At 72.5% G+C, this 24,872-nt stretch carries 20 protein-coding genes; 3 read left to right on the top strand and 17 right to left on the bottom strand.

Features of this window, described 5'->3' with window-relative positions:
• Positions 1 to 25: 25 nt before the first annotated feature.
• The 11 genes from secG to uvrA all read right to left on the bottom strand — a co-directional run bounded on the left by secG (position 26) and on the right by uvrA (position 12,989).
• Positions 26 to 277, bottom strand: a complete 252-nt coding sequence (gene secG, locus O3T09_RS08375; RefSeq protein WP_036315286.1) for a preprotein translocase subunit SecG — start codon at positions 275 to 277, stop codon at positions 26 to 28.
• Between the two features lie 81 nt (positions 278 to 358).
• A complete protein-coding gene (tpiA, locus tag O3T09_RS08370) occupies positions 359 to 1,150 on the bottom strand; it encodes a triose-phosphate isomerase (protein WP_010078716.1) in 792 nt (263 codons plus the stop codon).
• A gap of 2 nt (positions 1,151 to 1,152) precedes the next feature.
• Positions 1,153 to 2,400: a phosphoglycerate kinase gene (locus tag O3T09_RS08365; protein ID WP_225348479.1), complete on the bottom strand. Its 1,248-nt coding sequence runs from the start codon at positions 2,398 to 2,400 to the stop codon at positions 1,153 to 1,155.
• A gap of 107 nt (positions 2,401 to 2,507) precedes the next feature.
• Complete coding sequence (gap, locus tag O3T09_RS08360) at positions 2,508 to 3,518, bottom strand: type I glyceraldehyde-3-phosphate dehydrogenase (RefSeq protein ID WP_041105191.1); 1,011 nt, start codon at positions 3,516 to 3,518, stop codon at positions 2,508 to 2,510.
• 147 nt (positions 3,519 to 3,665) lie between these two features.
• Positions 3,666 to 4,292 (bottom strand): superoxide dismutase, encoded by a 627-nt coding sequence (locus O3T09_RS08355; protein WP_036315296.1) that lies wholly within the window; start codon positions 4,290 to 4,292, stop codon positions 3,666 to 3,668.
• Between the two features lie 149 nt (positions 4,293 to 4,441).
• The gene (gene whiA / locus O3T09_RS08350) at positions 4,442 to 5,407 is read right to left on the bottom strand and encodes a DNA-binding protein WhiA (protein ID WP_036315298.1); all 966 of its coding nucleotides are present in this window, start codon (positions 5,405 to 5,407) and stop codon (positions 4,442 to 4,444) included.
• Positions 5,408 to 5,438: 31 nt separating this feature from the next.
• A complete protein-coding gene (locus tag O3T09_RS08345) occupies positions 5,439 to 6,485 on the bottom strand; it encodes a gluconeogenesis factor YvcK family protein (RefSeq protein WP_036315301.1) in 1,047 nt (348 codons plus the stop codon).
• The gene (gene rapZ / locus O3T09_RS08340) at positions 6,482 to 7,378 is read right to left on the bottom strand and encodes an RNase adapter RapZ (RefSeq protein ID WP_036315303.1); all 897 of its coding nucleotides are present in this window, start codon (positions 7,376 to 7,378) and stop codon (positions 6,482 to 6,484) included. The genes O3T09_RS08345 and rapZ overlap by 4 nt, the downstream gene beginning before the upstream one ends.
• Complete coding sequence (gene uvrC / locus O3T09_RS08335; protein WP_036315391.1) at positions 7,375 to 9,300, bottom strand: excinuclease ABC subunit UvrC; 1,926 nt, start codon at positions 9,298 to 9,300, stop codon at positions 7,375 to 7,377. Before uvrC ends, rapZ begins: the two co-directional genes overlap by 4 nt.
• Complete coding sequence (locus O3T09_RS08330; RefSeq protein ID WP_036315306.1) at positions 9,293 to 9,964, bottom strand: lysophospholipid acyltransferase family protein; 672 nt, start codon at positions 9,962 to 9,964, stop codon at positions 9,293 to 9,295. Before O3T09_RS08330 ends, uvrC begins: the two co-directional genes overlap by 8 nt.
• A 40-nt stretch (positions 9,965 to 10,004) precedes the next feature.
• Entirely contained in the window at positions 10,005 to 12,989 is a 2,985-nt protein-coding gene (gene uvrA / locus O3T09_RS08325; protein WP_256836234.1) for an excinuclease ABC subunit UvrA, read from the bottom strand.
• Between the two features lie 114 nt (positions 12,990 to 13,103).
• Between uvrA and O3T09_RS08320 the strand changes: the two genes are divergently transcribed.
• Entirely contained in the window at positions 13,104 to 13,784 is a 681-nt protein-coding gene (locus tag O3T09_RS08320; protein WP_036315309.1) for an MBL fold metallo-hydrolase, read from the top strand.
• Between the two features lie 30 nt (positions 13,785 to 13,814).
• Here the strand turns inward: O3T09_RS08320 and O3T09_RS08315 are convergent, their stop codons facing one another.
• Entirely contained in the window at positions 13,815 to 14,738 is a 924-nt protein-coding gene (locus O3T09_RS08315; protein ID WP_036382741.1) for a methyltransferase domain-containing protein, read from the bottom strand.
• A gap of 42 nt (positions 14,739 to 14,780) precedes the next feature.
• Between O3T09_RS08315 and O3T09_RS08310 the strand changes: the two genes are divergently transcribed.
• Entirely contained in the window at positions 14,781 to 17,414 is a 2,634-nt protein-coding gene (locus tag O3T09_RS08310) for a DEAD/DEAH box helicase (RefSeq protein WP_269295487.1), read from the top strand.
• 32 nt (positions 17,415 to 17,446) lie between these two features.
• Complete coding sequence (locus tag O3T09_RS08305) at positions 17,447 to 18,913, top strand: alpha/beta fold hydrolase (RefSeq protein WP_063189259.1); 1,467 nt, start codon at positions 17,447 to 17,449, stop codon at positions 18,911 to 18,913.
• 52 nt (positions 18,914 to 18,965) lie between these two features.
• Here the strand turns inward: O3T09_RS08305 and O3T09_RS08300 are convergent, their stop codons facing one another.
• From O3T09_RS08300 to uvrB, 5 genes are all read right to left on the bottom strand, one after another.
• A complete protein-coding gene (locus O3T09_RS08300) occupies positions 18,966 to 20,225 on the bottom strand; it encodes a TerC family protein (RefSeq protein WP_049147868.1) in 1,260 nt (419 codons plus the stop codon).
• A gap of 16 nt (positions 20,226 to 20,241) precedes the next feature.
• A complete protein-coding gene (locus O3T09_RS08295; protein ID WP_100058671.1) occupies positions 20,242 to 21,174 on the bottom strand; it encodes a TerC/Alx family metal homeostasis membrane protein in 933 nt (310 codons plus the stop codon).
• A gap of 80 nt (positions 21,175 to 21,254) precedes the next feature.
• Positions 21,255 to 22,019 carry a hypothetical protein gene (locus O3T09_RS08290; RefSeq protein WP_129866770.1) on the bottom strand — a complete coding sequence of 255 codons (765 nt, stop codon included), beginning with the start codon at positions 22,017 to 22,019 and terminating at the stop codon, positions 21,255 to 21,257.
• Positions 22,016 to 22,654, bottom strand: a complete 639-nt coding sequence (locus O3T09_RS08285) for a SatD family protein (protein ID WP_269295486.1) — start codon at positions 22,652 to 22,654, stop codon at positions 22,016 to 22,018. Before O3T09_RS08285 ends, O3T09_RS08290 begins: the two co-directional genes overlap by 4 nt.
• A gap of 76 nt (positions 22,655 to 22,730) precedes the next feature.
• Positions 22,731 to 24,860 (bottom strand): excinuclease ABC subunit UvrB, encoded by a 2,130-nt coding sequence (gene uvrB / locus O3T09_RS08280; protein WP_100058001.1) that lies wholly within the window; start codon positions 24,858 to 24,860, stop codon positions 22,731 to 22,733.
• Between the last annotated feature and the right edge of the window lie 12 nt (positions 24,861 to 24,872).

Raw genomic sequence — 24,872 nt, 5'->3', positions numbered from 1 at the left:
CGCGTCGGGGCCCGGCGGGGCGGCCTCAGGACTCCATGGTCAGACGCGGCAGGACGCCGAGCAGGGCGATCACGACACCCCAGGCGACCACGGAGCCGACGGTCAGGCGGGTGAGCAGACGCTGGGCGGAGCCCGAGGAGCTCATCGAGCTGGTCACGCCGCCGCCGAACATGTCCGAGACGCCGCCGCCGCGGCCCTTGTGCAGCAGGATGAGCAGCACGATGACCACGCTGAGCACGACCACGAGGATCTGCAGGGCCAGGGTCAGGACGTCCACGGGAGGGCTCCTCGGGTCGAGGTGCGGCCCCGGCGCGCGCCGGGGCCGTCACGGAGAATGCGGTCGGTCGGGCCGGACGGATCAGGCCTGGTCGAACCGGACGATCTTAGCAAACTCGTCCGCGTCGAGGCTGGCGCCGCCCACGAGGGCGCCGTCCACGTCTGGCTGCGCCAGCAGCGCCGGCGCGCTGGAGGACTTCACGGAGCCGCCGTAGAGGATCCGCAGTCCGGCGGCGACGTCGTCGCCGTGCAGTGCGGCCACGCGGGCGCGCAGGGCCGCGCACATCTGCTGCGCGTCCTCGGGGCCGGCGACCTCGCCCGTGCCGATCGCCCACACGGGCTCGTAGGCGACGACGACGCCGGCCACGTCCTGCGCCGACAGGCCCGCGATCGAGCCCTCCAGCTGGGCGAGCGTGTGCTCGACGTGCCGGCCGGCCTGGCGCACCTCCAGGCCCTCGCCCACGCAGATCACCGGGGTGAGGCCGTGGCGCAGGGCCGCGGCGGCCTTGCGCGCGACGAGCGCGTCGTCCTCCCCGTGGAGGGTGCGACGCTCGGAGTGGCCCACGATCGCGTAGCGGCACCCCAGCGCGGCCAGGAACGCGCCGGAGACGTCGCCCGTGTAGGCGCCGGCGTCCTCGGGCGAGAGGTCCTGCGCGCCGTAGACGAGGTCCAGGCGGTCGCCGGTGACGAGCGTCTGCACGGACCGCAGGCCCGTGAAGGGCGGGAACACCGCGACCTCCACGGCCTCCTGGTCATGGTCCGCGTCCGAGAGGAGCCACGTGAGGCGCTGCACCAGGGTGACGGCCTCGAGGTGGTCCAGGTTCATCTTCCAGTTGCCCGCGATCAGCGGCACGCGCGTGGTCTGCTCCGCCATGCTCACGCCCGCCCCTCGCCGGCCAGGGCGGTGACGCCCGGCAGCTCCTTGCCCTCGAGGTATTCGAGGGAGGCGCCGCCACCGGTGGAGATGTGGCCGAACGCGTCGTCGGCGAAGCCGAGCGTGCGCACGGCCGCCGCGGAGTCGCCGCCGCCGACCACCGACAGGCCGCCGGCCCCGGAGGCCTCGGTGAGGGCCTGCGCCACCGCCCGGGTGCCCTCCGCGAAGGCCGGGAACTCAAACACGCCCATGGGGCCGTTCCAGAACACGGTCTGGGCGCCGCGGATCTGCTCGGCGAACGCCCGGGCCGTCTCGGGGCCGATGTCCAAGCCCATGGCGGACGCGCCGTGCGCGCCCGAGGTGAGGGCGTCCGCGGCCAGGACCTCGTGCTCGGCGTCGGCCGCGAAGCCGGAGGCCATCACGATGTCCGTGGGGAGCACGATGCGGGCGGCCCCGGCCTCGGAGCGGCGCAGGTATTCGCGAACGGTGTCGAGCTGGTCCTCCTCGAGCAGGGAGGCGCCCACCTCGTGGCCCTGCGCCTTGAGGAAGGTGAAGAGCATGCCGCCGCCGATCAGCAGCATGTCGGCCTTGTCCAGCAGGTTGTCGATCACGGCCAGCTTGTCCGAGACCTTCGACCCGCCCAGCACGACGACGTAGGGCCGCTCCGGGGACTCGGTCAGGCGGGTGAGCACCTCGAGCTCGGCGGCGACCAGCGGGCCCTGGTAGGCCGGCAGCTGCGCCGCGACGTCGAACACGGAGGCGTGCTTGCGGTGGACCGCGCCGAACGCGTCGCCCACGTAGGCACCGTCCGCGCCGGCCAGGGCAGCCATCTCCCCGGCGAGTGCGGCGCGCTCGGCATCGTCCTTGGAGGTCTCGCGGGCGTCGAAGCGCACGTTCTCCAGCAGCAGCACCTGGCCGTCCTGCAGGGCGGCGGCGTGGGCGCGCGCGTCGTCCCCGGTCACGTCTGCGGCCAGGGCGACGTCGGCGCCCAGCAGCTCGGCCATGCGCGCGGCGACCGGACGGAGGGAGTACGCGGGGTCGGGCTCACCCTTGGGGCGGCCCAGATGGGCCATGACGATCACGCGGGCCCCGGCCTCCGCCAGGTCCCGGATCGCGGGCAGCGAGGCACGGATGCGGCCGTCGTCGGTGACGGTGTCCCCGTCCAGCGGGACGTTCAGGTCGGACCGGATGAGCACGGTGCGGCCGGCGACGCCGGCCTCGAGCAGATCGTTGAGGGTCGATGCGGGCATGATGCCTCCTGGGGTGCCGGAGCGGGGTCGGTTCACGGTGCAGTCTAGGGGGACGGCCCGGGCCGACGGAGGAACCGTCGGCCCGGGCCGTCGGGCGCCGTGCGGGCTCAGAGCTTCGAGCCGATGAGGTCTGCGAAGTCCATGAGCTGGGAGGTGTAGCCGTACTCGTTGTCGTACCAGCCGATGATCTTCACGGTCTGGCCGATGGACTTGGTCAGCGGGGCGTCGAAGGTGCACGCCGCCGGGGAGGTGATGATGTCCGAGGACACGATCGGGTCCTCCGAGTAGACCAGGCGGCCCTGCAGCGGACCGGACTCCGCGGCCTTCTTGAACGCCGCGTTGATCTCCTCGACCTCCACGTGGCGCGTCAGCTCCACGGTCAGGTCGGTGGCCGAGCCGGTGATGGTGGGCACCCGCATGGCGAAGCCGTCGAGCTTGCCCTTCAGCTCCGGGATGACCTCGCCGATGGCCTTGGCCGCGCCCGTGGAGGTGGGCACCATGTTCTGGGCGGCGGCGCGCGCCCGACGGCGATCCTTCTTGTGCACGTTGTCGTGCAGGTTCTGGTCGCCGGTGTACGCGTGGATCGTGGTCATGATGCCGTCCACGATGCCGAACTCGTCGTTGAGGACCTTCGCCATCGGGGCCAGGCAGTTCGTGGTGCACGAGGCGTTCGAGACGATGTGCATCGTCTCCGCGTCGTAGGTGTGCTCGTTCACACCCATCACGAAGGTGCCGTCGACCTCCTTGGCGGGAGCGGAGATGAGGACCTTCTTGGCCCCGGCGTCGAGGTGGGCCTGCGCCTTGGGGCCGGTCGTGAAGATGCCGGTGCACTCGATGACCAGGTCCACGCCGAGCTCACCCCACGGCAGCTTCGTCGGGTCGGCCTCCTGGAAGAACGCGACGTCGCGGCCGTCGATGCGGAACCCCTTCTCGGTCCGCTCCAGCTCGCCCGGGTAGCGGCCCAGGATGGTGTCGTACTGGGTCAGCCAGAACAGGTCCTCGGGGTCGGCGAGGTCGTTCACCGCGACCAGCTCGAGGTTCTCGTGGCCGCGGTCCCTGAGCACGCGCACGATGTTGCGTCCGATGCGGCCGTAGCCGTTGATGGCGATCTTGGTCATGGTGGTCTCTCTCGTTAGTTCGCGTTGCGTGGTCCCCGTGGCGGTGGGTCCGGGGCGGTACGGTCGAGCGGTCGCGCCCGGTCCGGGCGCGCGGTGGGGACAGGGCCGGAGCGCCGAGCCCCTCCCCGCATCGGGGCGCGGTGTGGATCAGGCCGGGAGGATCAGGCCGGAGGCGCCGGCGCGGGCGGCCTCGAAGCGGGCCTGCACGTCGGCCCAGTTCACGATGTTCCAGATCGCCTTGACGTAGTCCGCCTTGACGTTCTGGTAGTCGAGGTAGAAGGCGTGCTCCCACATGTCCAGCTGGAACAGCGGGATGGTGGCGACCGGCACGCCGTTCTGCTGGTCGTAGAACTGCTCGATCACCAGGTTGCCGCCGATGGGCTCGTAGGCCAGCACGGCCCAGCCGGAGCCCTGGATGCCGAGGGCGGCGGCGGTGAAGTGGGCCTGGAACTGGTCGAACGAGCCGAAGTACTCGTCGATGGCGGCGGCCAGCTCGCCGGTCGGCTTGTCGCCGCCCTCCGGCGAGAGGTTCTTCCAGAAGATCGAGTGGTTCGTGTGCCCGCCCAGGTTGAAGGCGAGGTCCTTCGACAGCTGGTTCACGGAGCCGAAGTCGCCGGCCTCACGCGCGGCGGCCAGCTTCTCCAGGGCGGTGTTCGCGCCCTTGACGTACGTGGCGTGGTGCTTGGAGTGGTGCAGCTCCATGATGCGGGCCGAGATGTGCGGCTCCAGCGCGGCGTAGTCGTAGTCCAGCTCCGGAAGGGTGTATTCGGTCATGCTTCCTCCTTGGTCAGGCGAGGCTGCGGGCAGGACGCCCTCGGCCTCCACCTCGGGCAACCTCGCGTCTCGGCGGCGTATTCCGTCCGTCTCCATTGTGATCGGGGGCGGAGCGCCGGGGCCAGATCCCGTCGACGGTGATCCCGCGCTCAGCCTTCGGAGGCCGCGTCCGTCCCGGGGATGCCCCGCTCGGCGGCCCGCTTGTCCGCCATGGCCAGTAGCCGGCGGATGCGCCCGGCGACGGCGTCCTTGGTCATCGGCGGGTCCGCGAGGCGGCCGAGCTCGTCGAGGGAGGCCTGCTTGTGCTCGAGGCGCAGCCGTCCCGCGTAGCGAAGGTGGTCGGGCACCTCGTCCCCGAGGATCTCGAGGGCCCGCTCCACCTTCGCCCCGGCCGTGACAGCGGCCTGGGCGGAACGGCGCAGGTTGGCGTCGTCGAAGTTCGCCAGGCGGTTGGCGGTGGCCCGGACCTCTTTGCGCTCGCGCCGCTCGCGCCAGAGGGTCGCGGTCTGCTCCGCGCCGACGGCGGCGAGCAGCGTGGCGATCGCCTCGCCGTCGCGGACCACGACGCGGTCCGACTGACGCACCTCGCGCGCCTTCGCCGCCACGCGGAGCCGACGCGCGGCCCCCACCAGCGCGAGCGCGGCCTCCGGGCCCGGCGTGGTCACCTCGAGGGCCGCCGAGCGGCCGGGCTCGGTGAGGGAGCCGTGGGCCAGCAGGGCCCCGCGCCACACGGCGGCGGTGGCCGCCGTCGTCCCGCTGACGAGGACCGGCGCGAGGCCACGCACGGGCCGTCCCCGCTGGTCGATGAGCCCGGTCTGCCGGGCGAGGTCTTCTCCCCCGCGCACGACCCGGAGCACGTACCGCTGACCACGGCGCAGGTTGCCGCCGGAGACCACCACGATCTCCGGGGCCAGGCCGTACAGCTCGGTGATGGCGGCGCGCAGGCGGCGCGCACTGGCGCCGTGGTCCAGTTCAACCTCCACGACGACGCGGCCGGCCACGAGGTGCAACCCCCCGGCGAACCGCAGCATCGCCGCGGTCTCCGCCCGCCGCTCCGGGGTCGCGGCGACCGGCACACGGGCCAGCTCCTCCTTGAGGGTCATGGTCAGCGCCATGCTCGTGCTCCTTCTCGGCGAGGTGCGCGCGTCAGTGGGTCATCGCCTCGTCGATCGCGACGGCCAGGCGCAGCGGGTCGTGGACCTGGGGATCCTGGGCACTGCTCACTCTACTGAACGCCACGCGCGCGCCCATCCGGGCCGCCTCGGCCTCCACCGCCGCCCGGTCGGTGACCGCGTCCACGTCGGCGATCACCACGTCCAGCCGGAGGTCCGGCGCATAGGAGCGCAGCACCTTGAGGTGGTCGGCGTGGGTGAGGCCGGTGGTCTCCTGGTCTCCCGTGCGCAGGTTCAGCACCATGAGGCGCCGGGCGGTGGTGGCGGCGAGGGCCGCGCGCACGTCCGGCATCAGCAGGTGCGGCAGCACCGACGTGTACAGCGAGCCGGGTCCGAGCACCACCCAGTCGGCCAGCTCGATCGCCGAGAGCGCCTCCGGGGTGGCGGGGGCGTCGGACGGGCTCAGGCGGACGTCGGTGACGCGCCCCTCGAACGCGGCGACCGCGAGGGCCACCTGGCCCTCCACGCATCGGGTGCGCAGGCGGCCGTCCGGGCCGGCGCTGAGCACGTCCCCGCCGATGGTCAGCGGCACCCGCGAGACCGGCAGGACCTCACCGTGCGCCCGCAGCAGGGCGCCGGCCCAGCGCAGCCCGTCCACCGGGTCGCCCAGCAGCTCCCAGAGGGCGACGATCAGGAGGTTCCCGAGCGCGTGGTTGTCCAGGGTGGCCTGGTCGGCGGGCACCTCGGTGGAGCGGAAGCGGTGCTGCATGACGTGGGCCCAGGTCCGACCCCAGTCGGTGTCGTCGCACAGGGCGGCCAGCGCCATGCGGAGGTCGCCGGGCGGCAGCACCGCCATCTCCCGGCGGATGGTGCCGGAGGAGCCACCGTCGTCCGCCACCGTGACGATGGCCGTGAGGTGCCCGGCCACGTGCCGCAGGGCCGCGAGGGACGCGGAGAGGCCGTGGCCGCCGCCGAGGGCGGTGACGCGGGCCGTGGGGCGGGACATGCCCGCACCCACCCCGCGCCCTTCCGAACCCATCCCGGGCGGCAGGGGCAGTTGGCCGGTGAGCGGGGACGTCATTCGCGCCCCATGTCCCGGTGCTGGACGTGCACCGTGACGTGGGGCACCTGGGCCAGGCGCCGGGCCAGCTCCTCGGCGACGGCCACGGAGCGGTGCTTGCCGCCCGTGCAGCCGATGGCGAGCGTAGCGTAGTGCTTGTTCTCCCGCCGGTAGCCCTCGAACACCGGCCCCAGCATGGCGACGTACGTGCGCAGGAAGTCCTCGACACCGGGGCGGGAGAGCACGTAGTCCGCGACCGCGGCCTCCGTGCCCGTGTGCGGACGCAGCGCCGGCACCCAGTGGGGGTTGGGGATGAAGCGCATGTCCGCCACGAAGTTCGCGTCCGCCGGGACGCCGTACTTGAACCCGAAGCTCATGATGGTCAGGCGCAGCGTGACGGGGCCGGACTCCGAGAACAGCTCGGTGATCTCCGTGGCCAGGCCGTGCACGTTCAGCTCGGTGGTGTCCACCACGACGTCGGCACGCGCCTTGAGCGGCTCGACGACGTCCCGCTCCGCGCGGATGCCGTCCAGCAGCCGGGCGTTGCCCTGCATCGGGTGGGGGCGGCGGCCGGCCTCGAAGCGTTGCAGGAGGACGTGGTCCTCCGCATCGAGGAACACGGTGCGATACTCCACTCCGCTGTTGGCCAGGTGCTGCAGGGCGGCGTACAGCTCCTCGAAGTAGGAGCGCGAGCGCACGTCCACCACGATCGCCAGGCGCGGGAACGCCTCCGGCGAGCGGGCGATGAGCTCGGCCAGCGTGCCGAACAGGGCCGGCGGCATGTTCTCCACCACGTCCCAGCCGTGGTCCTCGAGCGCGTGCGCGGCGGTGGTCCGTCCGGCGCCGGACATCCCGGCGATCACGAGCACCTCGGATGTCGGCGGCTTCTCCGGCTGGAGGGTCTCCTCGGTCATGACTCCACTGTATCCGCGGGCGTGTCGGCCGTGAGCGCCGTGTGGACGGCCTCGGCCAGCCGCGGCCCGATGCCGGCGACCTCGGTCAGCCGGTCCACGCCGGCGGCCCGGATCTCGGCGACGGAGCCGAAGTGGTTCAGCAGCGCGGTGCGCTTGGCCGGGCCCAGGCCCGGGATCCCGTCCAGGGCGGAGACGGTCATCGCCTTGGACCGCCGGCTGCGGTGGCCCGCGATCGCGAACCGGTGCGACTCGTCACGGATGCGCTGGAGCAGGTACAGGCCCTCCGAGGTGCGCGGCAGGACCACCGGGAACTCGTCGCCCGGCAGCCACACCTCCTCGAGCCGCTTGGCCAGCCCGACCACGGGCAGGTCGTCCAGGCCCAGCTCCTCGAGGACCGCCGCGGCCGCGGCCACCTGGGGCGGGCCGCCGTCGACCACCACGAGCGAGGGCGGGTACGCGAAGCGGCGCCCCGCCTCCTGATCGTCCCCCTCGACCTGACCGGAGAGCGGGGCGCCCTCCGCGCGCTCCTTGGCCAGGCGGGCGAAACGACGCCGCAGGACGTCGCGCAGGGACGCCGTGTCGTCCCGGGCGGCCTCCCCCGTGACGTTGAAGCGGCGGTAGTCCTTCTTCTTCGGCAGCCCGTCCTCCATGACGACCATCGAGCCGACCACGTTGGTGCCCTGGGAGTGGGAGATGTCGTAGCACTCGATGCGCAGCAGGGGCTCGGTGATCTCCAGGGCCTCCTGCAGCTCCCGCAGGGCGGCGGAGCGGGTGGTGAGGTCCCCGGACCGCCGCGACTTGTGCAGCTTGAGGGCCATCTCCGCGTTCTCCCGGACGGTCTCCATGAGGTCCGCCTTCGAGCCCCGCCGGGGCACGCGCACGGCGACCCGGGACCCGCGCAGGCCCGAGAGCCACTCGGTGAGCTGTGCGGCGTCGTCGGGCTCGACCGGGACGAGGATCTCGTGCGGGATGCGCTCCGGCCCCTCGAGGTCGCCGTAGACCTGCTGGAGCAGGTGCGCGACCATCTCCGGCTCGGCGACGTCCTCCACGCGCTCCATGACCCAGCCGCGCTGGCCGCGGATGCGTCCCTGCCGGACGTGGAACACCTGCACCGCGACCTCCAGCTCGTCCGCGTGCAGGGCGAAGATGTCCGCCTCCGTGTTCTCCGGCAGCACCACGGCGTTGCGCTCGAACACGCGGCGCAGCGCGGCGATGTCGTCCCGCAGCCGGGCCGCGTCCTCGTAGCGCAGCTCCTCGACGGCACGGGCCATGGCCTTCTCCAGCTCGCGGATGAACCGGTTCGCGTCCCCGGCCATGAAGTCGCAGAAGTCCTGGGCCAGCGCGCGATGGTCCGCCGGGCTGATCCGGCCCACGCAGGGCGCCGAGCACTTGCCGATGTAGCCGAGCAGGCACGGCCGGTCCTGGGCGCGGGCCCGCTTGAACACGCCGGCCGAGCACGTGCGGACCGGGAAGACGCGCAGCATCAGGTCCACGGTCTCGCGGATCGCCTTGGCCGGGTGGAACGGGCCGAAGTACTTCACGCCGGGCTTCCGGTCGCCGCGCATCACCTGGACGCGCGGGAACTGCTCGTTCATGGTCACGGCCAGGTACGGGTACGACTTGTCGTCCCGGTACATGATGTTGAACCGGGGGCGGTACTCCTTGATCCACGTGTACTCGAGCTGGAGCGCCTCCAGCTCGGAGCCGACGACGGTCCACTCGACCGCGGCCGCCGTGAACACCATGGTCCGGGTCTTGGTGGCCAGCCGGGCGGGGTCCTGGAAATAGGAGCTCAGGCGGGCGCGCAGGTTCTTCGCCTTGCCGACGTAGACGACGCGTCCGTCCGCGTCGCGGAAGCGGTAGACGCCGGGCGACGTGGAGATCTCGCCCGGAGCCGGGCGGTAGGAGGCCGGATCAGCCACGGGCACCCGGGGCGGCGTTGTAGGCGTCCACCCGCTCCTGCCCCGAGAGCGCGCCGATGGCGTCCATGATCGCCGCCGTCGCGTCGCGGCGCTGCGGCAGGGTGTGTCGACGCCCGGGGTGGCCGAAGTCCAGGGGCGCGCCCACGCGCACGGAGAACCGGTGGGGACGGAAGCCGTTCGTGTCCGGCGGCTGGAGGTGCTGCGTGCCGACGAGGCCCACGGGCACCACGGGTGCGCCGGTGGCCAGGGCCAGCCAGGCCGCACCGGTGCGGCCGCGGTAGAGGCGGCCGTCGCGGCTGCGGGTGCCCTCCGGGTAGATGCCGACGCCCTGGCCGGACTCGAGCAGGCCCACGAGGGACTCGAGCGCGGCCACGGAGGCGGCCTGCTCGCCCCGGCGGACGGGGACGGAGCCCACGGACTCGAAGAACCGCCGCCGGACGCGGCCCCGCAGGCCCGTGCCCGTGAAGTACTCCTCCTTGGCGAAGAAGTGGACCGGGCGGGGGGCGAGGGCCTGGAGGATCACCGAGTCGACGAAGGACAGGTGGTTGGAGGCCATGACGAAGGGGCCCCGCGCAGGGACGTGCTCCATGCCGACGACCTCGGGGCGGCAGGTGAGCCGCAGGAGCGCGGCGGCGCTCCTGCGCACGGGCTCCGACGTCGCCATGGCTCTCCTTCGTCCGCGTCCTGCGTGGGCGGGGTCCATGCTACGCGAGCAGTTCCGCGAGGAACCGGCCCGTGTGGCTCTCCGCGACGTGTGCGACCTCCTCCGGCGTGCCCGCGGCCACGATCGTGCCGCCCCCGGAGCCGCCCTCGGGGCCGAGGTCGATCACGTGGTCGGCACTCTTGATCACGTCGAGGTTGTGCTCGATGGTGAGCACCGTGTTGCCCTTGTCCACGAGGGACTGGAGCACGTGCAGGAGCTTGCGGATGTCGTCGAAGTGCAGCCCCGTGGTCGGCTCGTCCAGCACGTAGATGGTGCGGCCGTTGGAGCGCTTCTGGAGCTCGGCCGCCAGCTTCACGCGCTGGGCCTCGCCGCCCGAGAGCGTGGTGGCGGGCTGGCCCAGGCGGACGTAGCCCAGACCGACGTCGACGAGCGTGTCCAGGTACCGCGAGATGCGGGTGTACGCGCTGAAGAAGTCCGCGGCCTCCTCGATCGGCATGTCGAGGACCTCGGCGATGTTCTTGCCCTTGTAGGTGACCTCGAGCGTCTCCCGGTTGTACCGGGCCCCGTGGCACACCTCGCACGGCACGTAGACGTCCGGCAGGAAGTTCATCTCGATCTTCAGCGTGCCGTCCCCCGCGCACGCCTCGCAGCGCCCGCCCTTGATGTTGAAGGAGAACCGGCCCTGCTGGTAGCCCCGGACCTTCGCCTCGGGGGTCTCTGCGAAGAGCTTGCGGATCGCGTCGAACACGCCGGTGTAGGTGGCGGGGTTGGAGCGCGGCGTGCGCCCGATGGGGCTCTGGTCCACGTGGACCACCTTGTCCAGGTGCTCGAGCCCCTCCACGGACCGGTGCCGGCCGGGCACGAGCTTGGCGCCGTTGAGCCGGTTGGCCAGGACCTTGTAGAGGATCTCGTTGATCAGCGTGGACTTGCCCGAGCCGGACACACCCGTCACGGCCGTGAGGACCCCGAGCGGGACCTCCACCGAGACGTCCTTCAGGTTGTTCTCCTGGGCGCCGCGGACCGTCAGCACGCGCCCCTTCTCCGGGACGCGACGCCGCTCCGGCACCGTGATGGAGCGGCGCCCGGAGAGGTAGTCGCCGGTGACGGACCGCGTGTTCGCCTTGAGATCCGCCAGGGAGCCCGAGTGCACGACCTCGCCCCCGTGCTCGCCCGCGCGAGGACCGATGTCCACGATCCAGTCCGCCTCGGCGATCGTGTCCTCGTCGTGCTCGACGACGATGAGGGTGTTGCCGAGGTCCCGCAGGCGCAGGAGGGTCTCGATGAGGCGGCGGTTGTCCCGCTGGTGCAGGCCGATGGACGGCTCGTCGAGCACGTAGAGGACGCCGACCAGCCCGGAGCCGATCTGCGTGGCCAGGCGGATGCGCTGGGCCTCGCCTCCAGAGAGGGTGCCGGCCGGCCGCTCCAGGTTGAGGTACTCCAGGCCGACGTCCAGCAGGAACGCCAGCCGGGCCAGGATCTCCTTGAGCACCTGGTCCGCGATCTGCCGCTCCCGGTCCGTCAGCCGCAGCCCCGAGAAGAACTCCATGGCCTCCCGCATGGGCAGGCGGGTGGCGTCCGCGATGGACAGGCCGCCCACGAGCACGTTCAGGACCGTGGGGTTGAGGCGGGCCCCGTGGCACGCCGGGCACGGGATCTCCCGCATGAACGACTCGTAGCGCTCGCGGGCGCCGTCCGACTCGGTCTCCCCGTGCTTGCGCATCACGTAGGGGATGACGCCCTCGAAGCCCGTGGTGTAGCGGCGCTCGCGGCCGAACCGGTTGCGGAACGTCACCTCCACCTTGAAGTCCTTGCCGTGCAGGACGGCGTCGCGCTCCGCCTCCGTCAGGTCCTTCCACGGGGTGTCCAGGGAGAAGCCCATCTCCTTGCCCAGCCCGCCGAGCACGCGCAGCCAGTAGTCCGAGGTGGACTTGCCGAGCGACCACGGCACGACGGCGCCCTCGCGCAGGGACAGCTCGTCGTTGGCGACGACGAGGTCCGGGTCCACCTGCAGACGGGAGCCGATGCCGGTGCACTCGGGGCACGCGCCGAACGGGTTGTTGAAGGAGAACGAGCGCGGCTCGATCTCGTCCACGGTCTGCTCGTGCCCGTTGGGGCAGGAGAGCTTCTCGGAGAACGAGCGGTACCGGGGGTTGCCCTCGGCGTCCCGCCCGCCGAACTCCGCGGTGTTCTTCCTGCCCTTCTCGGCGACCGGCTCCACGTCCACGAACTCGGCCACGACGAGGCCGTCCGCCAGCTTCAGGGCGGTCTCCACCGAGTCGGTGAGGCGCTGGCGGATGCCCTCCTTCATGGCGAGGCGGTCCACGACGACGGCGATGGTGTGCTTGACCTGCTTCTTCAGCACGGGCGGGTCCGAGAGCTGGACGGTCTCCCCGTCCACGACGGCGCGGGCGAAGCCCTGCGTGGACAGGTCCTTGAACAGGTCCACGAACTCGCCCTTGCGGCCGCGGACCACGGGCGCGAGCACCTGGAAGCGGGTGCGCTCGGGCAGCTCCTCGAGCTGGTCCACGATCTGCTGCGGGGTCTGCCGGCTCACCGGCTCGCCGCACTGCGGGCAGTGCGGCACCCCGACACGCGCCCAGAGCAGGCGCATGTAGTCGTAGATCTCGGTGATGGTCCCCACCGTGGAGCGCGGGTTGCGGTTGGTCGACTTCTGGTCGATGGACACGGCCGGGGACAGGCCCTCGATGAAGTCCACGTCCGGCTTGTCCACCCGGCCCAGGAACATGCGGGCGTAGGAGGAGAGCGACTCGACGTAGCGTCGCTGGCCCTCGGCGAAGATCGTGTCGAAGGCCAGGGAGGACTTGCCCGAGCCGGACAGACCCGTGAACACGACCATGGCGTCCCGCGGGAAGCTGACGTCCACGTCCTTCAGGTTGTGCTCGCGGGCGCCCTGGACGACGATGCGGTCCCGCTCGCCCGAGCGCGCGCCGCCGGGGCCGGAGGCGAGGCCGCCGGGGTGGGCCTCGACGGCGGAGGAGACGGTGGTGGAGGAGTTCTTGGGCACGCGGCCAGCATAGGGGCGGGTACGGACACGACACCGGGGTCTCGCCTGTGGGCGAACCCACCGCGGGCCGGGCCCGCCCTGGCGCCTCACCGCCCCGTCCGTACACTGTTGCGCATGCCCGAGACCGCCCGGAACCGCCTCCTGCACGATCTGCCCGCCGTCACGGTGCGCACCTGCTCCGTGTCGGAGATGGACAACAACGTGTACCTGCTCACCTCCAAGACCACGGGGGCGCAGGTGCTGATCGACGCCGCCGCCGAGGCCGAGGCCATCCGCGACCTCATCGCCTCGGCCGCGGACGACACCCCGTGCGAGCCGCGCCTCGAGATGATCGTCACCACGCATCGACACTGGGACCACGTGCGCGCGTTGCCGGCGCTGGCCTCCCTGACCGGGGCCCGCACGGCGGCCGGCGAGGACGACGCCGACGCGATCGCCGAGGCCACGGGGGTCGCCCCCGACGTGCGCCTGCGCCACGGGGACACCGTGGGGGCGGACGGGCTCCGGCTCGAGGTGGTGGCCCTGCGCGGCCACACGCCCGGGTCCATCGCGCTGGTGTGCCGCCCCGAGGCGGACGAGCCGGCCGTGCTCTTCACCGGCGACTCCCTCTTCCCGGGCGGGGTGGGCAACACCGAGGGCGACGACGGCCGGTTCCGTCAGCTGTTCACGGACGTGAGCGATCGGATCTTCGACGCGTTCGACGACGACGTGGTGGTCCACCCCGGCCACGGCGCCTCCACGACCCTGGGCGCCGAGCGCCCCCACCTGCCGGAGTGGGCCGAGCGCGGCTGGTGACGGTGCGCCCGGGCGGTCCCGGGCCCAGCGTCAGGCCGGCTTCTGCCCCGCCATGAACAGGCGCCGGGCCGGGAAGATCGTGACCGGGCCGCCGTCGTCGGCCGTGACACCGGGCACCGGCGGGTACGCCTCGCGCATGGCGGCGCGGTACCGGTCCACGAACGCCTCGAGCAGCCCGGCGCCCTCGGCGGCGCCCTCCTCGGCGTCCCAGCGGGCCAGGGCCTGCAGGCTCGGTCGCAGGGCCGCGCCGGAGGTCCACCGGAACACCGGGTCCTCGCCCGTCAGCACCTGCTGGTACTCCGTCTCCCAGACGACCGGGGACCACCCCGCCTCGAGGAATAGCCGCGTGTACTCCTCGGGCGGCGCCACGGTGCGGGTCGTCGCCACCCCGTGCAGCGGCTCGGAGAAGGCCGGGTCCTCCGCCAGCGCCACGATCGCCGCGTGGGAGGGCTGCTCGTAGGGCCGCGGGATCTGCGCCGCGAACCACGCCCCCGGCGTGAGGTCCCCGAGCCAGCGCCGGATCAGGCGACGGTGCGTCGGGATCCACTGGAGCATCGCGTTGGACACCACGACGTCCGTCGCCCCCGACGGGCGCCACTGCGAGGCGTCGACCGCCTCGAAGCGCAGGTTGGCGGGGGCGCCCGTGCGGGCCGCCTGCTCCCGGGCCCGCTCCAGCATGGCGGGCGAGTCGTCCAGACCGATCACCTCGGCGTCCGGCCAGCGCTCGGCCAGCGTCCGGGTCAGGGTCCCCGGGCCGCAGCCCAGGTCCACCACGACGCGCGGGGCCTCGGCGCGCACGCGCCCCACCAGGTCGTGGAAGGGGCGGGCGCGGTGTTCGGCGAAGCCCTCGTACTGCGCGGGATCCCAGGTGAACCCCCCGCCCTGTCGGCCGGTCACGTCCCCCACGACGGCGTCGGTGTCCGGGTGCGGGCTCTCGGGCGCGATCTGACTCATGGCGGCACCGTATCGCGCGGAGCGGCCGATACCCTGGGGGCGATGACTTCTGCCGCCACGAACCCGCCCTCGCTGACCGACCGCATCGACGCGCTCCCGCCGGCCCCGGACGCCGACGACGTCTTCGGGGCCTTCGCGGCCTGGACCGAGGACCGCGGGATCTCGCTCTACCCCGCCCAGGAGGAGGCCGCCCTCGAGCTGGTCCAGGGCCGGCACATGATCCTGGCGACGCCCACCGGCTCCGGCAAGTCCCTGGTGGCGCTGGCCGCGCACGCCGACGCGCTCGCCCACGACGCCGTCTCCTATTACACGGCGCCGATCAAGGCGCTCGTCTCGGAGAAGTTCTTCGCGCTGGTGGACGTGTTCGGCGCGGAGAACGTCGGCATGGTCACGGGCGACTCCACCGTCAACGGTGACGCGCCCATCATCTGCTGCACCGCCGAGATCCTCGCCAACCGCGCGCTGCGCGAGGGCTCGGGCATGGAGATCGGCACCGTGGTGATGGACGAGTTCCACTACTACGCAGACCCCTCCCGCGGCTGGGCCTGGCAGGTGCCCCTCCTCGAGCTGCCGCAGGCCCGGTTCCTGCTGATGTCGGCCACCCTCGGCGACACCGCCCGCCTCGAGGCGGACCTGACCGAGCGCACCGGGCGCGAGGTCGCCGTCGTCGCCCACGCGCAGCGCCCCATCCCGCTGACGTTCGAGTGGTCCGAGGTGCCGCTGCAGGAGAAGGTCGAGGAGCTCGTGAGCACCCACCAGGCACCGGTGTACATCGTGCACTTCTCGCAGCTGGACGCCGTGGAGACGGCCCAGGGTCTGTCCTCGATCTCGGTGACGTCCAGGGAGGAGAAGGAGGCGATCGCCGCGCGGATCGCCGGCTTCCGCTTCTCCGCGGGCTTCGGGCACACCCTGAACCGCCTTGTCCGGGCGGGCATCGGCGTGCACCACGCGGGCATGCTGCCCAAGTACCGCCGCCTCGTGGAGAAGCTGGCCCAGGACGGGCTGCTCAAGGTCATCTGCGGCACGGACACGCTCGGCGTCGGGATCAACGTGCCGATCCGCACCGTGCTGCTCACCGCGCTGTCCAAGTTCGACGGCGAGAAGACCCGTCTGCTCCAGGCCCGCGAGTTCCACCAGATCGCCGGCCGGGCGGGCCGGGCCGGCTTCGACACCTCCGGCACCGTGGTGGTCCAGGCCCCCGAGCACGTGATCGAGAACAAGGCGGCCGAGCGCAAGGCCGCGGCGAAGTTCGCGAACGTCAAGGACGAGGCCGAGCGGGCCAAGCGCATGAAGCAGTCCGTGAAGTCCGGCAAGCGCAAGACCCCGCCGGCCGGCTTCGTCTCGTGGGGGCCGGCGACGTTCGAGCGCCTCGTCTCCGCCGAGCCGGAGCCGCTGGTCTCCCGCATGCGGATCACGCACTCGATGCTGCTGAACATCCTCGACCGGCCCGGCGACCCGGTCATCGCGGTCCGGCGCCTGCTGCGCGGCACCCACGAGACCCCGGCCCGCCAGGCGGTGCTCATGCGCCGCGCGCTCGGGATCTTCCGGGAGCTGCTGGCCACGGGCGTCGTCGAGCGTCTGCCCGAGCCGGACGCCGAGGGCCGGACCGTGGACCTCACGGTGGACCTGCAGCCGGACTTCGCGCTCAACCAGCCGCTCTCCCCCTTCGCCCTCGCCGCGCTCGACCTGCTGGACCCGGCCGATCCCGACCACGCGCTCGACGTCGTCTCCGTGATCGAGGCGACCCTCGACCCGCCGCGCCAGGTGCTCTCCGCCCAGGTCAAGCACGCCAAGGGCGAGGCCGTGGCCGCCATGAAGGCCGAGGGCATGGACTACAACGACCGCATGCGGGCCCTCGACGAGGTCACCCACCCGCGGCCGCTGGCCGAGCTCCTCGAGCAGCAGTTCGAGCTCTACCGGCAGGACGCCCCGTGGCTCGCGGAGTTCGAGCTGACCCCCAAGTCCGTGGTGCGCGACATGTTCGAGCGGGCCATGGGCTTCGGCGACTACGTGCGGTTCTACGGGATCGCCCGGTCCGAGGGCGTGCTGCTGCGCTACCTCACGGACGCGGTCAAGGCGCTGCGCCACACGGTGCCCGAAGCGGCCCGCACCGAGGAGTTCCAGGTGCTGCTGGACTGGCTGGACGAGATGGTGAAGCAGACCGACTCGTCCCTCCTGGAGGAGTGGGAGGACCTGGTGGCCGGGGACATCGACGAGCTGCGCCGGGACATGGAGGCGCTCGAGCCGCCGGTGCCGCCTCGCCTGACGGACAACGAGCCCGTGTTCCGGGTGATGGTCCGCAACGCGATGTTCCAGCGGGTGCGCCTGTTCGGCGACGAGCGGGACGAGGCGCTCGCGCGCCTGTCCGGCGAGCTGTCCGCCGACGACTGGGCCGACGCCCTCGACGCCTACTTCGACGACCACGAGGACATCGACGACGGCCCCGCCGCGCGCGGCCCCGAGCTGTTCCGCGTGGCCGCGGCCCCCGACGTCGCCGCCCCGCTGGAGCTGGCCGGCCCGCGCTGGTGGGCGGTGCGGCAGGTCCTGAAGGACCCGGACGGGGACCTGGACCACGGGATCAACGCCGTGGTCGACCTGGACGCCTCCGACGAGGCGGGCCATCCCGTGATCCGGGTGGTCTCCGTGGGCGCGCCCGAGTCCGGGTGGGGCCTGTGAGCGCCGGGGACGCTCGGGCGGCAGGACGGCCCGTGGCGGGCGACCCGCGCGGCTTCGCTCCCCTCGAGCCGGCCCGCCACCGCGTGGGCGAGCGCACCGAGCTCTACGACGGCACCGTCACGGTGGACCACTGGTTCTCGGTGCCGATCGACCACGCGCTGGGCCTCGCCGAGGCCGAGGCGCAGGACGCGGCGGGCACCGGCGTCGGGCCGCACGGGCGCGGCACGCTGACCGTCTTCGCCCGCGAGATCCGGGCGAAGGACGACCCCGAGGGCGAGCGCCCCTGGGCCCTGTACCTCCAGGGTGGCCCCGGCAGTGCCGGGCCCCGCCCGGCGCGCCTGAGCGGCTGGCTCGGCGCGCTGGCCGAGAGCCACCGCGTGCTGCTGCTGGACCAGCGCGGCACGGGGCGTTCGACCCCGGCCACTGTGGCGACCCTGACCGCCCCGGGCGCCTTCGCCACGGACGAGGCGCGCGCCGAGCACCTGGTGCACCTGCGGGCGCCCTCGATCGTGCGGGACGCCGAGATGCTGCGCCTCGCCCTCGGCGCCGGGCCGTGGACCACACTGGGCCAGAGCTTCGGCGGGTTCTGCACGCTGAGCTATCTCTCCTTCCACCCGGAGGGCCTGCAGCGCAGCCTGGTGACCGGCGGCCTCGCCCCGCTCACCGGCCACGCCGACCGGGTCTACCGGGCCACCTACGCCCGGATGCGCGCCCGCACCGAGGAGTTCTTCGACCGGCACCCGGCCGACCGCGACGCGTGGTCGGAGGCCGTGGGGCTGATCCGCGCCGCCGAGGCCGCGGGCGCCCCGATCCCCCTGCCCGGCGGCGGGCCGCTCACCGTGGGACGGGCCCAGGGTCTGGGCATGCTGCTGGGCGGCAACACCCGCGTGGACCGCCTGCACTGGGTCCTCGCCGAGGCCGTGGACCGCACCGGACCCGCGCCGCGCCTGTCCGAGACGTTCCTGGCCGCCGTCGCCGACCAGGACGACCGCCTCGTCAACCCGCTCTACACCGTGCTGCACGAGGCGATCTACGCGCAGCCGGCGGACCTGGCCGGCGGCCGGGCGGACACCGGCTGGTCGGCGTCCCGGATGCTCGCCGAGCACCCGGACTTCGACCCGGAGGCGACCACGGTCCCGCTGCCCACGGGCGAACACGTCATGCCCTGGTCCGTCGAGGTCGACCCCCGGCTGCGGCCCCTGGCCGGCACGGCGCGGCTGCTCGCCGAGCGCACGCAGTGGGGCCCGCTCTACGACGTGGCTGCCCTGGCGCAGAACACCGTCCCCGTGGCCGCCGCGGTCTACGCCGACGACGTGTACGTGGACCGGGACCTCTCGCTCGAGACGGCGCGGCGCGTCCGCGGCCTGCAGGTGTGGGAGACCGACGCCTTCCACCACGACGGCATCGCCGACGACGGACCGGCGATCCTCGAGCGGCTCCTGGCGATGACCGCGCCGGACGGCGCCGGGACGACGACGGCCCCCGACCCGGTCGACTGACCGGCCCGGGGGCCCGGGCGCCGGCGGAGGGCTCCCCGGCGCCGTGATCGGCTCAGACGGTGGGCCCGTCCTGCCGCACGATCTGCTCGGAGACCCCGCGCGCGTCGTCGTCACGGGGATCGGCGAGCCGGGTCTCGTGGGCCGTGCGGATGATGGCCGACCACGCGTCCTTGTGCTCGAGCAGCTGGTCGCGCCAGCGCTGGTCCACGGCCTCGGCCCGGGCCGTCCAGCGATCCATCAGGGCGGCGGCGCGCTCGCGCTCGGCCGGGTCGGCGTCCTCGGGCAGCTTCGAGTACCGGTACGAGTACTTCTCGGCGTTCTGCAGCGCCCGCAGGGCCTGGCCCTTCGGCGAGGCCAGGGAGATCGCCACGGTGATCGCCAGGATCACGACGACGACCACGAGGGACAGCGTCGTGGGGATCTCGACGACGGGCACGTTCTCGCCGCCGTTGATGAACGGCAGGTTGTTCTCGTGCAGGGCGTGCAGGATCAGCTTCACGCCGATGAACGCCAGCAGCGCGGAGAGCCCGTAGGCCAGGTAGACGAGGCGGTCGAGCAGGCCGTCGATCAGGAAGTACAGCTGGCGCAGGCCCATGAGCGAGAACGCCGTGGCGGTGAAGACGATGTACGCCTCCTGGGTCACGCCGAAGATCGCGGGGATGGAGTCGAAGGCGAAGAGGATGTCCGTGGCGCCGATCGCGATCATCACGAGGAGCATCGGCGTCATGAGGCGCTTGCCGTCCACCGTCGTGAAGAGGCGGTCGCCGTCGAACTGCTCGGAGGCGGGCAGGAACCGCTTGACGAGGCGGACCATCACGTTGTCCGCCTCGTCCTGGGCGCCCTCGGCGTCGCCGGACATCTCGCCCTTGAGCTGGCCGCCGGCGATGATCAGCAGGAACAGGCCGAAGAGGTAGAACACGTCCGACCACGCGGCGATGACGGCGGCGCCCAGCAGGATGAACAGGGTGCGCGAGATCAGCGCGAACGTGATGCCGAACAGCAGCACCTTCTGCTGGTACTCGCGCGGCACCCGAAAGCTGGCCATGATGACCAGGAAGACGAACAGGTTGTCGACGCTGAGCGCCTTCTCCAGCAGGTAGCCGGTGTAGTACTCGACCGCGTGCTGGGTGTCGCCGAAGGCGAAGAACACGAGGCCGAAGACGAGCGCGAGGCCGACGTAGACGCCGGACCAGATCGCGGCCTCCCGGATCGACGGCGTGTGCGCCTTGCGGACATGGGCGAAGTAGTCGAACGCGAGGAGCCCGACGATCAGCGCGATCGTCAGGCCCCAGGTCAGGCCGTTGATTTCCACGGGTCACCTCTCGGCGTCAGGGGTCAGGACGGTGCCGCAAGTCTCTCCGCCCGCCGCGGCCGCGGCCCGGGCCCCTGTGTCCGGCCGGCGGCGCGCTCTCGGCGGCCGCGGCGTGCTGACGTCCACAGTGTTCGGGATACTCCCCTACGTCGCCGGTCAGTCTACCCGGTCGCACGACGACGCCCCGACCCGCGGCGGGCGGAGCGGGGCGTCGTCGGGCCCGCTGGCGCAGGCCCATGAGGGCGAAGATATTGGCGGTCAGGACGATGAACCAGTTCTGGGTGAGGCCGAAGATCGCCGGGATGGAGTCCACCGCGAACATCACGTCCGTCAGGCCGATCGTGATGAACACGACCACCATGGGGGTGAACATGCGCCGGCCGTCCACGGTGGTGCGCAGTCGGTTGCCGTCGTAGTCCGGCGCCACGTTGAGGCGGCGGGTCAGGCGGGCCACGACGCCCGGCTCGGACTCCTCGTCCCCGCCGTCGTCCTTGAGCTGCTGCCAGGCGGTCCAGAGCAGGAAGGCGCCGAAGATGTAGAACTCCCACGTCAGGTGCTCGATGGCGACGGCGCCGACCGCGATGAACACCGCGCGGGCGATCAGCGCGATGATGATGCCCACCATCAGCACCTCCTGCTGGTAGCGGCGGGGCACCTGGAACGTGGCCATGATGATGAGGAACACGAACAGGTCGTCCACGCTGAGGCTGTACTCGGTGACCCAGCCGGCGAGGAACTCGGTGCCGTGCTGCGCATCGCCCAGGGCGAAGAGCAGCCCCGCGAAGAGCAGCCCCGCGAAGACCAGCGCCAGCGCCACGTAGAACCCGATCCACAGGCCGGCCTCCTTCATGGAGGGCTCGTGGGGGCGGCGCGCGACGTACAGCAGGTCGAGCAGGAGGATGACGCCGAGGACCACAAGGGTCGTGGTCTCGAAGGCGGGACTGAGCACGTCCTTGGAGGGGTTCCTTTCGTGGGGGCCGCGCCAGTCTAGACGGGTGCGGTCCCGCGCGCGGACGCGGGGGGCCGGTCTCAGACTGCGCCGGGAGCGGTCAGGCCCAGGGCGAGCCAGACGACGACGGCACCGGCGGCGGCCAGGCCCCAACTGGCGAGGGAGCCGATGAGGAACTCCTCCGCGCGCGAGCCGGCGCCGCGGTCCGCCGAGATCTCCGGGAAGCGCACGATGCCCTTGGCCGCCATCAGGGCCGCGATCACCGGATAGGCCTGCGCGAGCCCCAGGACGACCATGAGCAGTCGCTCCATGGGCCCGATGTAGCGACCGCCGCGCAGGCCGTCGGCCGCGGGGTCCGTGGGCGCGGCGGACGGCACGGTCGTGGGCTCCGCCGCGGGGTCCTCCGCCTCCTCGTCGCCTCCGTCGGCGGGCCGGCCCGCCAGGGCGAGGACCGCGCGGGTGACCCGGTTGCCGGTCTCGGTCAGGGCCAGCGCCACCGCCAACAGCGTGAGGGCCGGGGGCGCGGAGCGCAGGCCCGCGGGCGCCAGGGTCGACTCGAGCACGGCCACCAGGCCGACCACGGCCACCACCGCGACCACCCCGAGCGGCCGGTCCGGGTGCAGCCACGTCCAGCCCATCAGCAGGCCGAGGGACACCAGGCCGCCGCCCACCGCGACGGCCACGCCGGTCGGCGCCAGCACGGCCACCAGCACCGCGGCGAGGACGGCGGCCACGGCCGCGCCGGCCCGGGCGAGCCACCGCCGCCGTGGGGCGGGCCAGGCGCCGGGCAGGACGGCGTCGAGCAGGTCGTGCAGCCCCAGGGCGAGCAGTGCGAGGGCGGTCACGGCGCGACCTCCGTCGCCGCGGCGGCGAGCTCGGCGTCCAGCTCGAGCAGCCGGCCGATCCCGGACCGCACGACGGTCTGCGACACCGCGGACTGCGTGATCCGCTCCGCCCGTGCGGCCTCCGCCTGGGTCGCCCCGCCCAGCAGGGCTGCGGCGATCCGGCGTTCGCGGGCCTTGAGCCGGCCGAGGACGTGGTCGCGCAGCAGGGCGAGCCCGTCCACGGCGGCGGTGAGGGACGGGTCCGCGGCACGGAAGGCGGTCGCGGCGCCGGCGGCCCGCTCGTGCGCGTGCTCGACGGCCTCGCGGGCCCGATACCAGGCCGTGCCGTCCTCGATGCCGTCTCCGCCGGCGTCCAGGGCCCGCCGCTGCCCCAGGCCGATCCCGAAGCGCAGGTCGAGGCCCGGGGGCAGGGCGAGCGTGACGCGGACGGTCAGCCGGAGCGCGTCCGGCCAGGTGCGGTGCAGCGCCTGGAACTCGTCGCCGACGCTGGCCCAGGCGGGGCGCAGCGGCGGGACGTCCTGTTCCGCGGCCGCGAAGGCGGCCAGGATCTGCTCCTGCGCGCGCTCCCGGTCCGGGAGGGCGCGGGAGCCGACGATGTCCGCGATCACGGCCGCGACCGGGGGTGCTGCGCTCATGGCGTCACACTATCACTGATATGACGACATTCATCAGTGTTTTCATAACACCCTGGGTCGGCATCATGCCGGGTGGTCACTGCTCCCGCTTCATCTGCCGCAGCTCCTTCTTGAGCTCGCCGACCTCGTCGCGCAGGCGGGCGGCGAGCTCGAACTGCAGGTCCGCCGCCGCCTGGTGCATCTGCTTCGACATCTGCTCGATCAGATCGGCCAGGTCCTTGGCGGGCAGCGACGCCGGGTCCACCGCCGGAGCCTCGGTGCCCTCCCCTGTGGTCGCGTCCCGGTCCAGCGAGCTGAGGCCTCGGTGGCCCATGCCGAAGTCGAACCCGGACTTCACGCCGCCCATGCCCTTGAGGAAGTCGGCGGTGTCCGCGTCCTCCCGGGCCAGCTGGTCCGTGATGTCCGCGATGCGCTTGCGCAGCGGCTGGGGGTCGATCCCGTGCTCCTCGTTGTACGCGATCTGCACGGCCCGGCGCCGCTCGGTCTCGTCGATCGCCCGCCGCATGGAGTCCGTGACGTTGTCGGCGTACATGTGGACCTCGCCGGAGACGTTGCGGGCGGCGCGGCCGATGGTCTGGATGAGGGAGGTGGTGGAGCGCAGGAACCCCTCCTTGTCCGCGTCCAGGATCGCCACGAGCGAGACCTCGGGCAGGTCCAGGCCCTCGCGCAGCAGGTTGATGCCCACCAGCACGTCGAAGGTGCCCTTGCGCAGCTCCCGCAGCAGCTCCACGCGGCGCAGCGTGTCCACATCCGAGTGGAGGTACTCGACCTTCACCCCCGCCTCGAGCAGGTAGTCCGTGAGGTCCTCGGCCATGCGCTTGGTCAGCGTGGTCACCAGGACGCGCTCGTCCTTGGCCGTGCGCACGCGGATCTGCTCGAGCAGGTCGTCGATCTGCCCCTCGGTCGGCTTGACCACCACCTGCGGGTCCACCAGCCCGGTGGGCCGGATGATCTGCTCGACGTAGCCGTCCGCCTGGCCGAGCTCGTAGGCGCCCGGCGTCGCGGAGAGGTACACGGTCTGCCCGATCCGCTCGAGGAACTCGTCCCACTTCAGCGGGCGGTTGTCCATGGCCGAGGGCAGGCGGAAGCCGTGCTCCACGAGGGTGCGCTTGCGGGACATGTCCCCCTCGTACATCGCGCCGATCTGCGGGATGGTCACGTGGGACTCGTCCACCACGAGCAGGAAGTCGTCCGGGAAGTAGTCCAGCAGGCAGTGCGGGGCGGAGCCGGCGGGACGGCCGTCGATGTGGCGCGAGTAGTTCTCGATGCCGTTGCAGTAGCCCATCTGCTGCATCATCTCGAGGTCGTACGTGGTGCGCATGCGCAGCCGCTGCGCCTCGAGCAGCTTGTCCTGGGACTCCAGCTCCTGCAGCCGCTCCCGCAGCTCGTCCTCGATGGTGGTGATCGCCCGGCCCATGCGCTCGTCGCCGGCCACGTAGTGCGAGGCCGGGAAGATGTACATCTCCTCCTCCTCGCGCACCACCTGGCCGGTGAGCGGGTGCAGGGTCTGGATGGACTCGATCTCGTCCCCGAAGAACTCGATGCGCACCGCGAGCTCCTCGTACATGGGGATGATCTCCACGGTGTCCCCCCGCACCCGGAAGGTGCCGCGGTGGAAGTCGACGTCGTTGCGCACGTACTGCATCTGCACGAACCGCCGCAGGAGCACGTCCCGGTCCATCTCCGCACCGCGGCGCAGGGTGACCATCTGCTCGATGTACTCCTCGGGCGTGCCGAGGCCGTAGATGCAGGAGACGGTGGCCACCACGATCACGTCCCGCCGGGTCAGCAGCGCGTTCGTGGCCGAGTGGCGCAGCCGCTCGACCTCCTCGTTGATGGAGGAGTCCTTCTCGATGAAGGTGTCCGTCTGCGGGACGTACGCCTCGGGCTGGTAGTAGTCGTAGTAGGAGACGAAGTACTCGACCGCGTTGTTGGGCAGCAGCTCCCGGAACTCGTTGGCCAGCTGCGCCGCGAGCGTCTTGTTCTGCACCATCACCAGCGTGGGCCGCTGGAGGCGCTCGACGAGCCACGCCGTCGTCGCCGACTTGCCCGTGCCGGTGGCGCCCATCAGGACGACGTCCTTCTCCCCCGCCTCCACGCGCTCGGCGAGCTCGGCGATGGCCTTCGGCTGGTCACCGGAGGGCTGGTAGGGGGAGATGACCTCGAACGGGGCGACGACGCGGTTGATCTTCTGGGCCAGGCTCATGGCAGAACCCTA

The organism is Micrococcus sp. H39-S4 (assembly GCF_027158145.1).
In the GTDB taxonomy this organism is placed as follows: domain Bacteria; phylum Actinomycetota; class Actinomycetes; order Actinomycetales; family Micrococcaceae; genus Micrococcus; species Micrococcus luteus.
The sequence above is the reverse complement of the archived record's forward strand: the minus strand, read 5'-3'. Positions and strand labels throughout refer to the sequence as shown.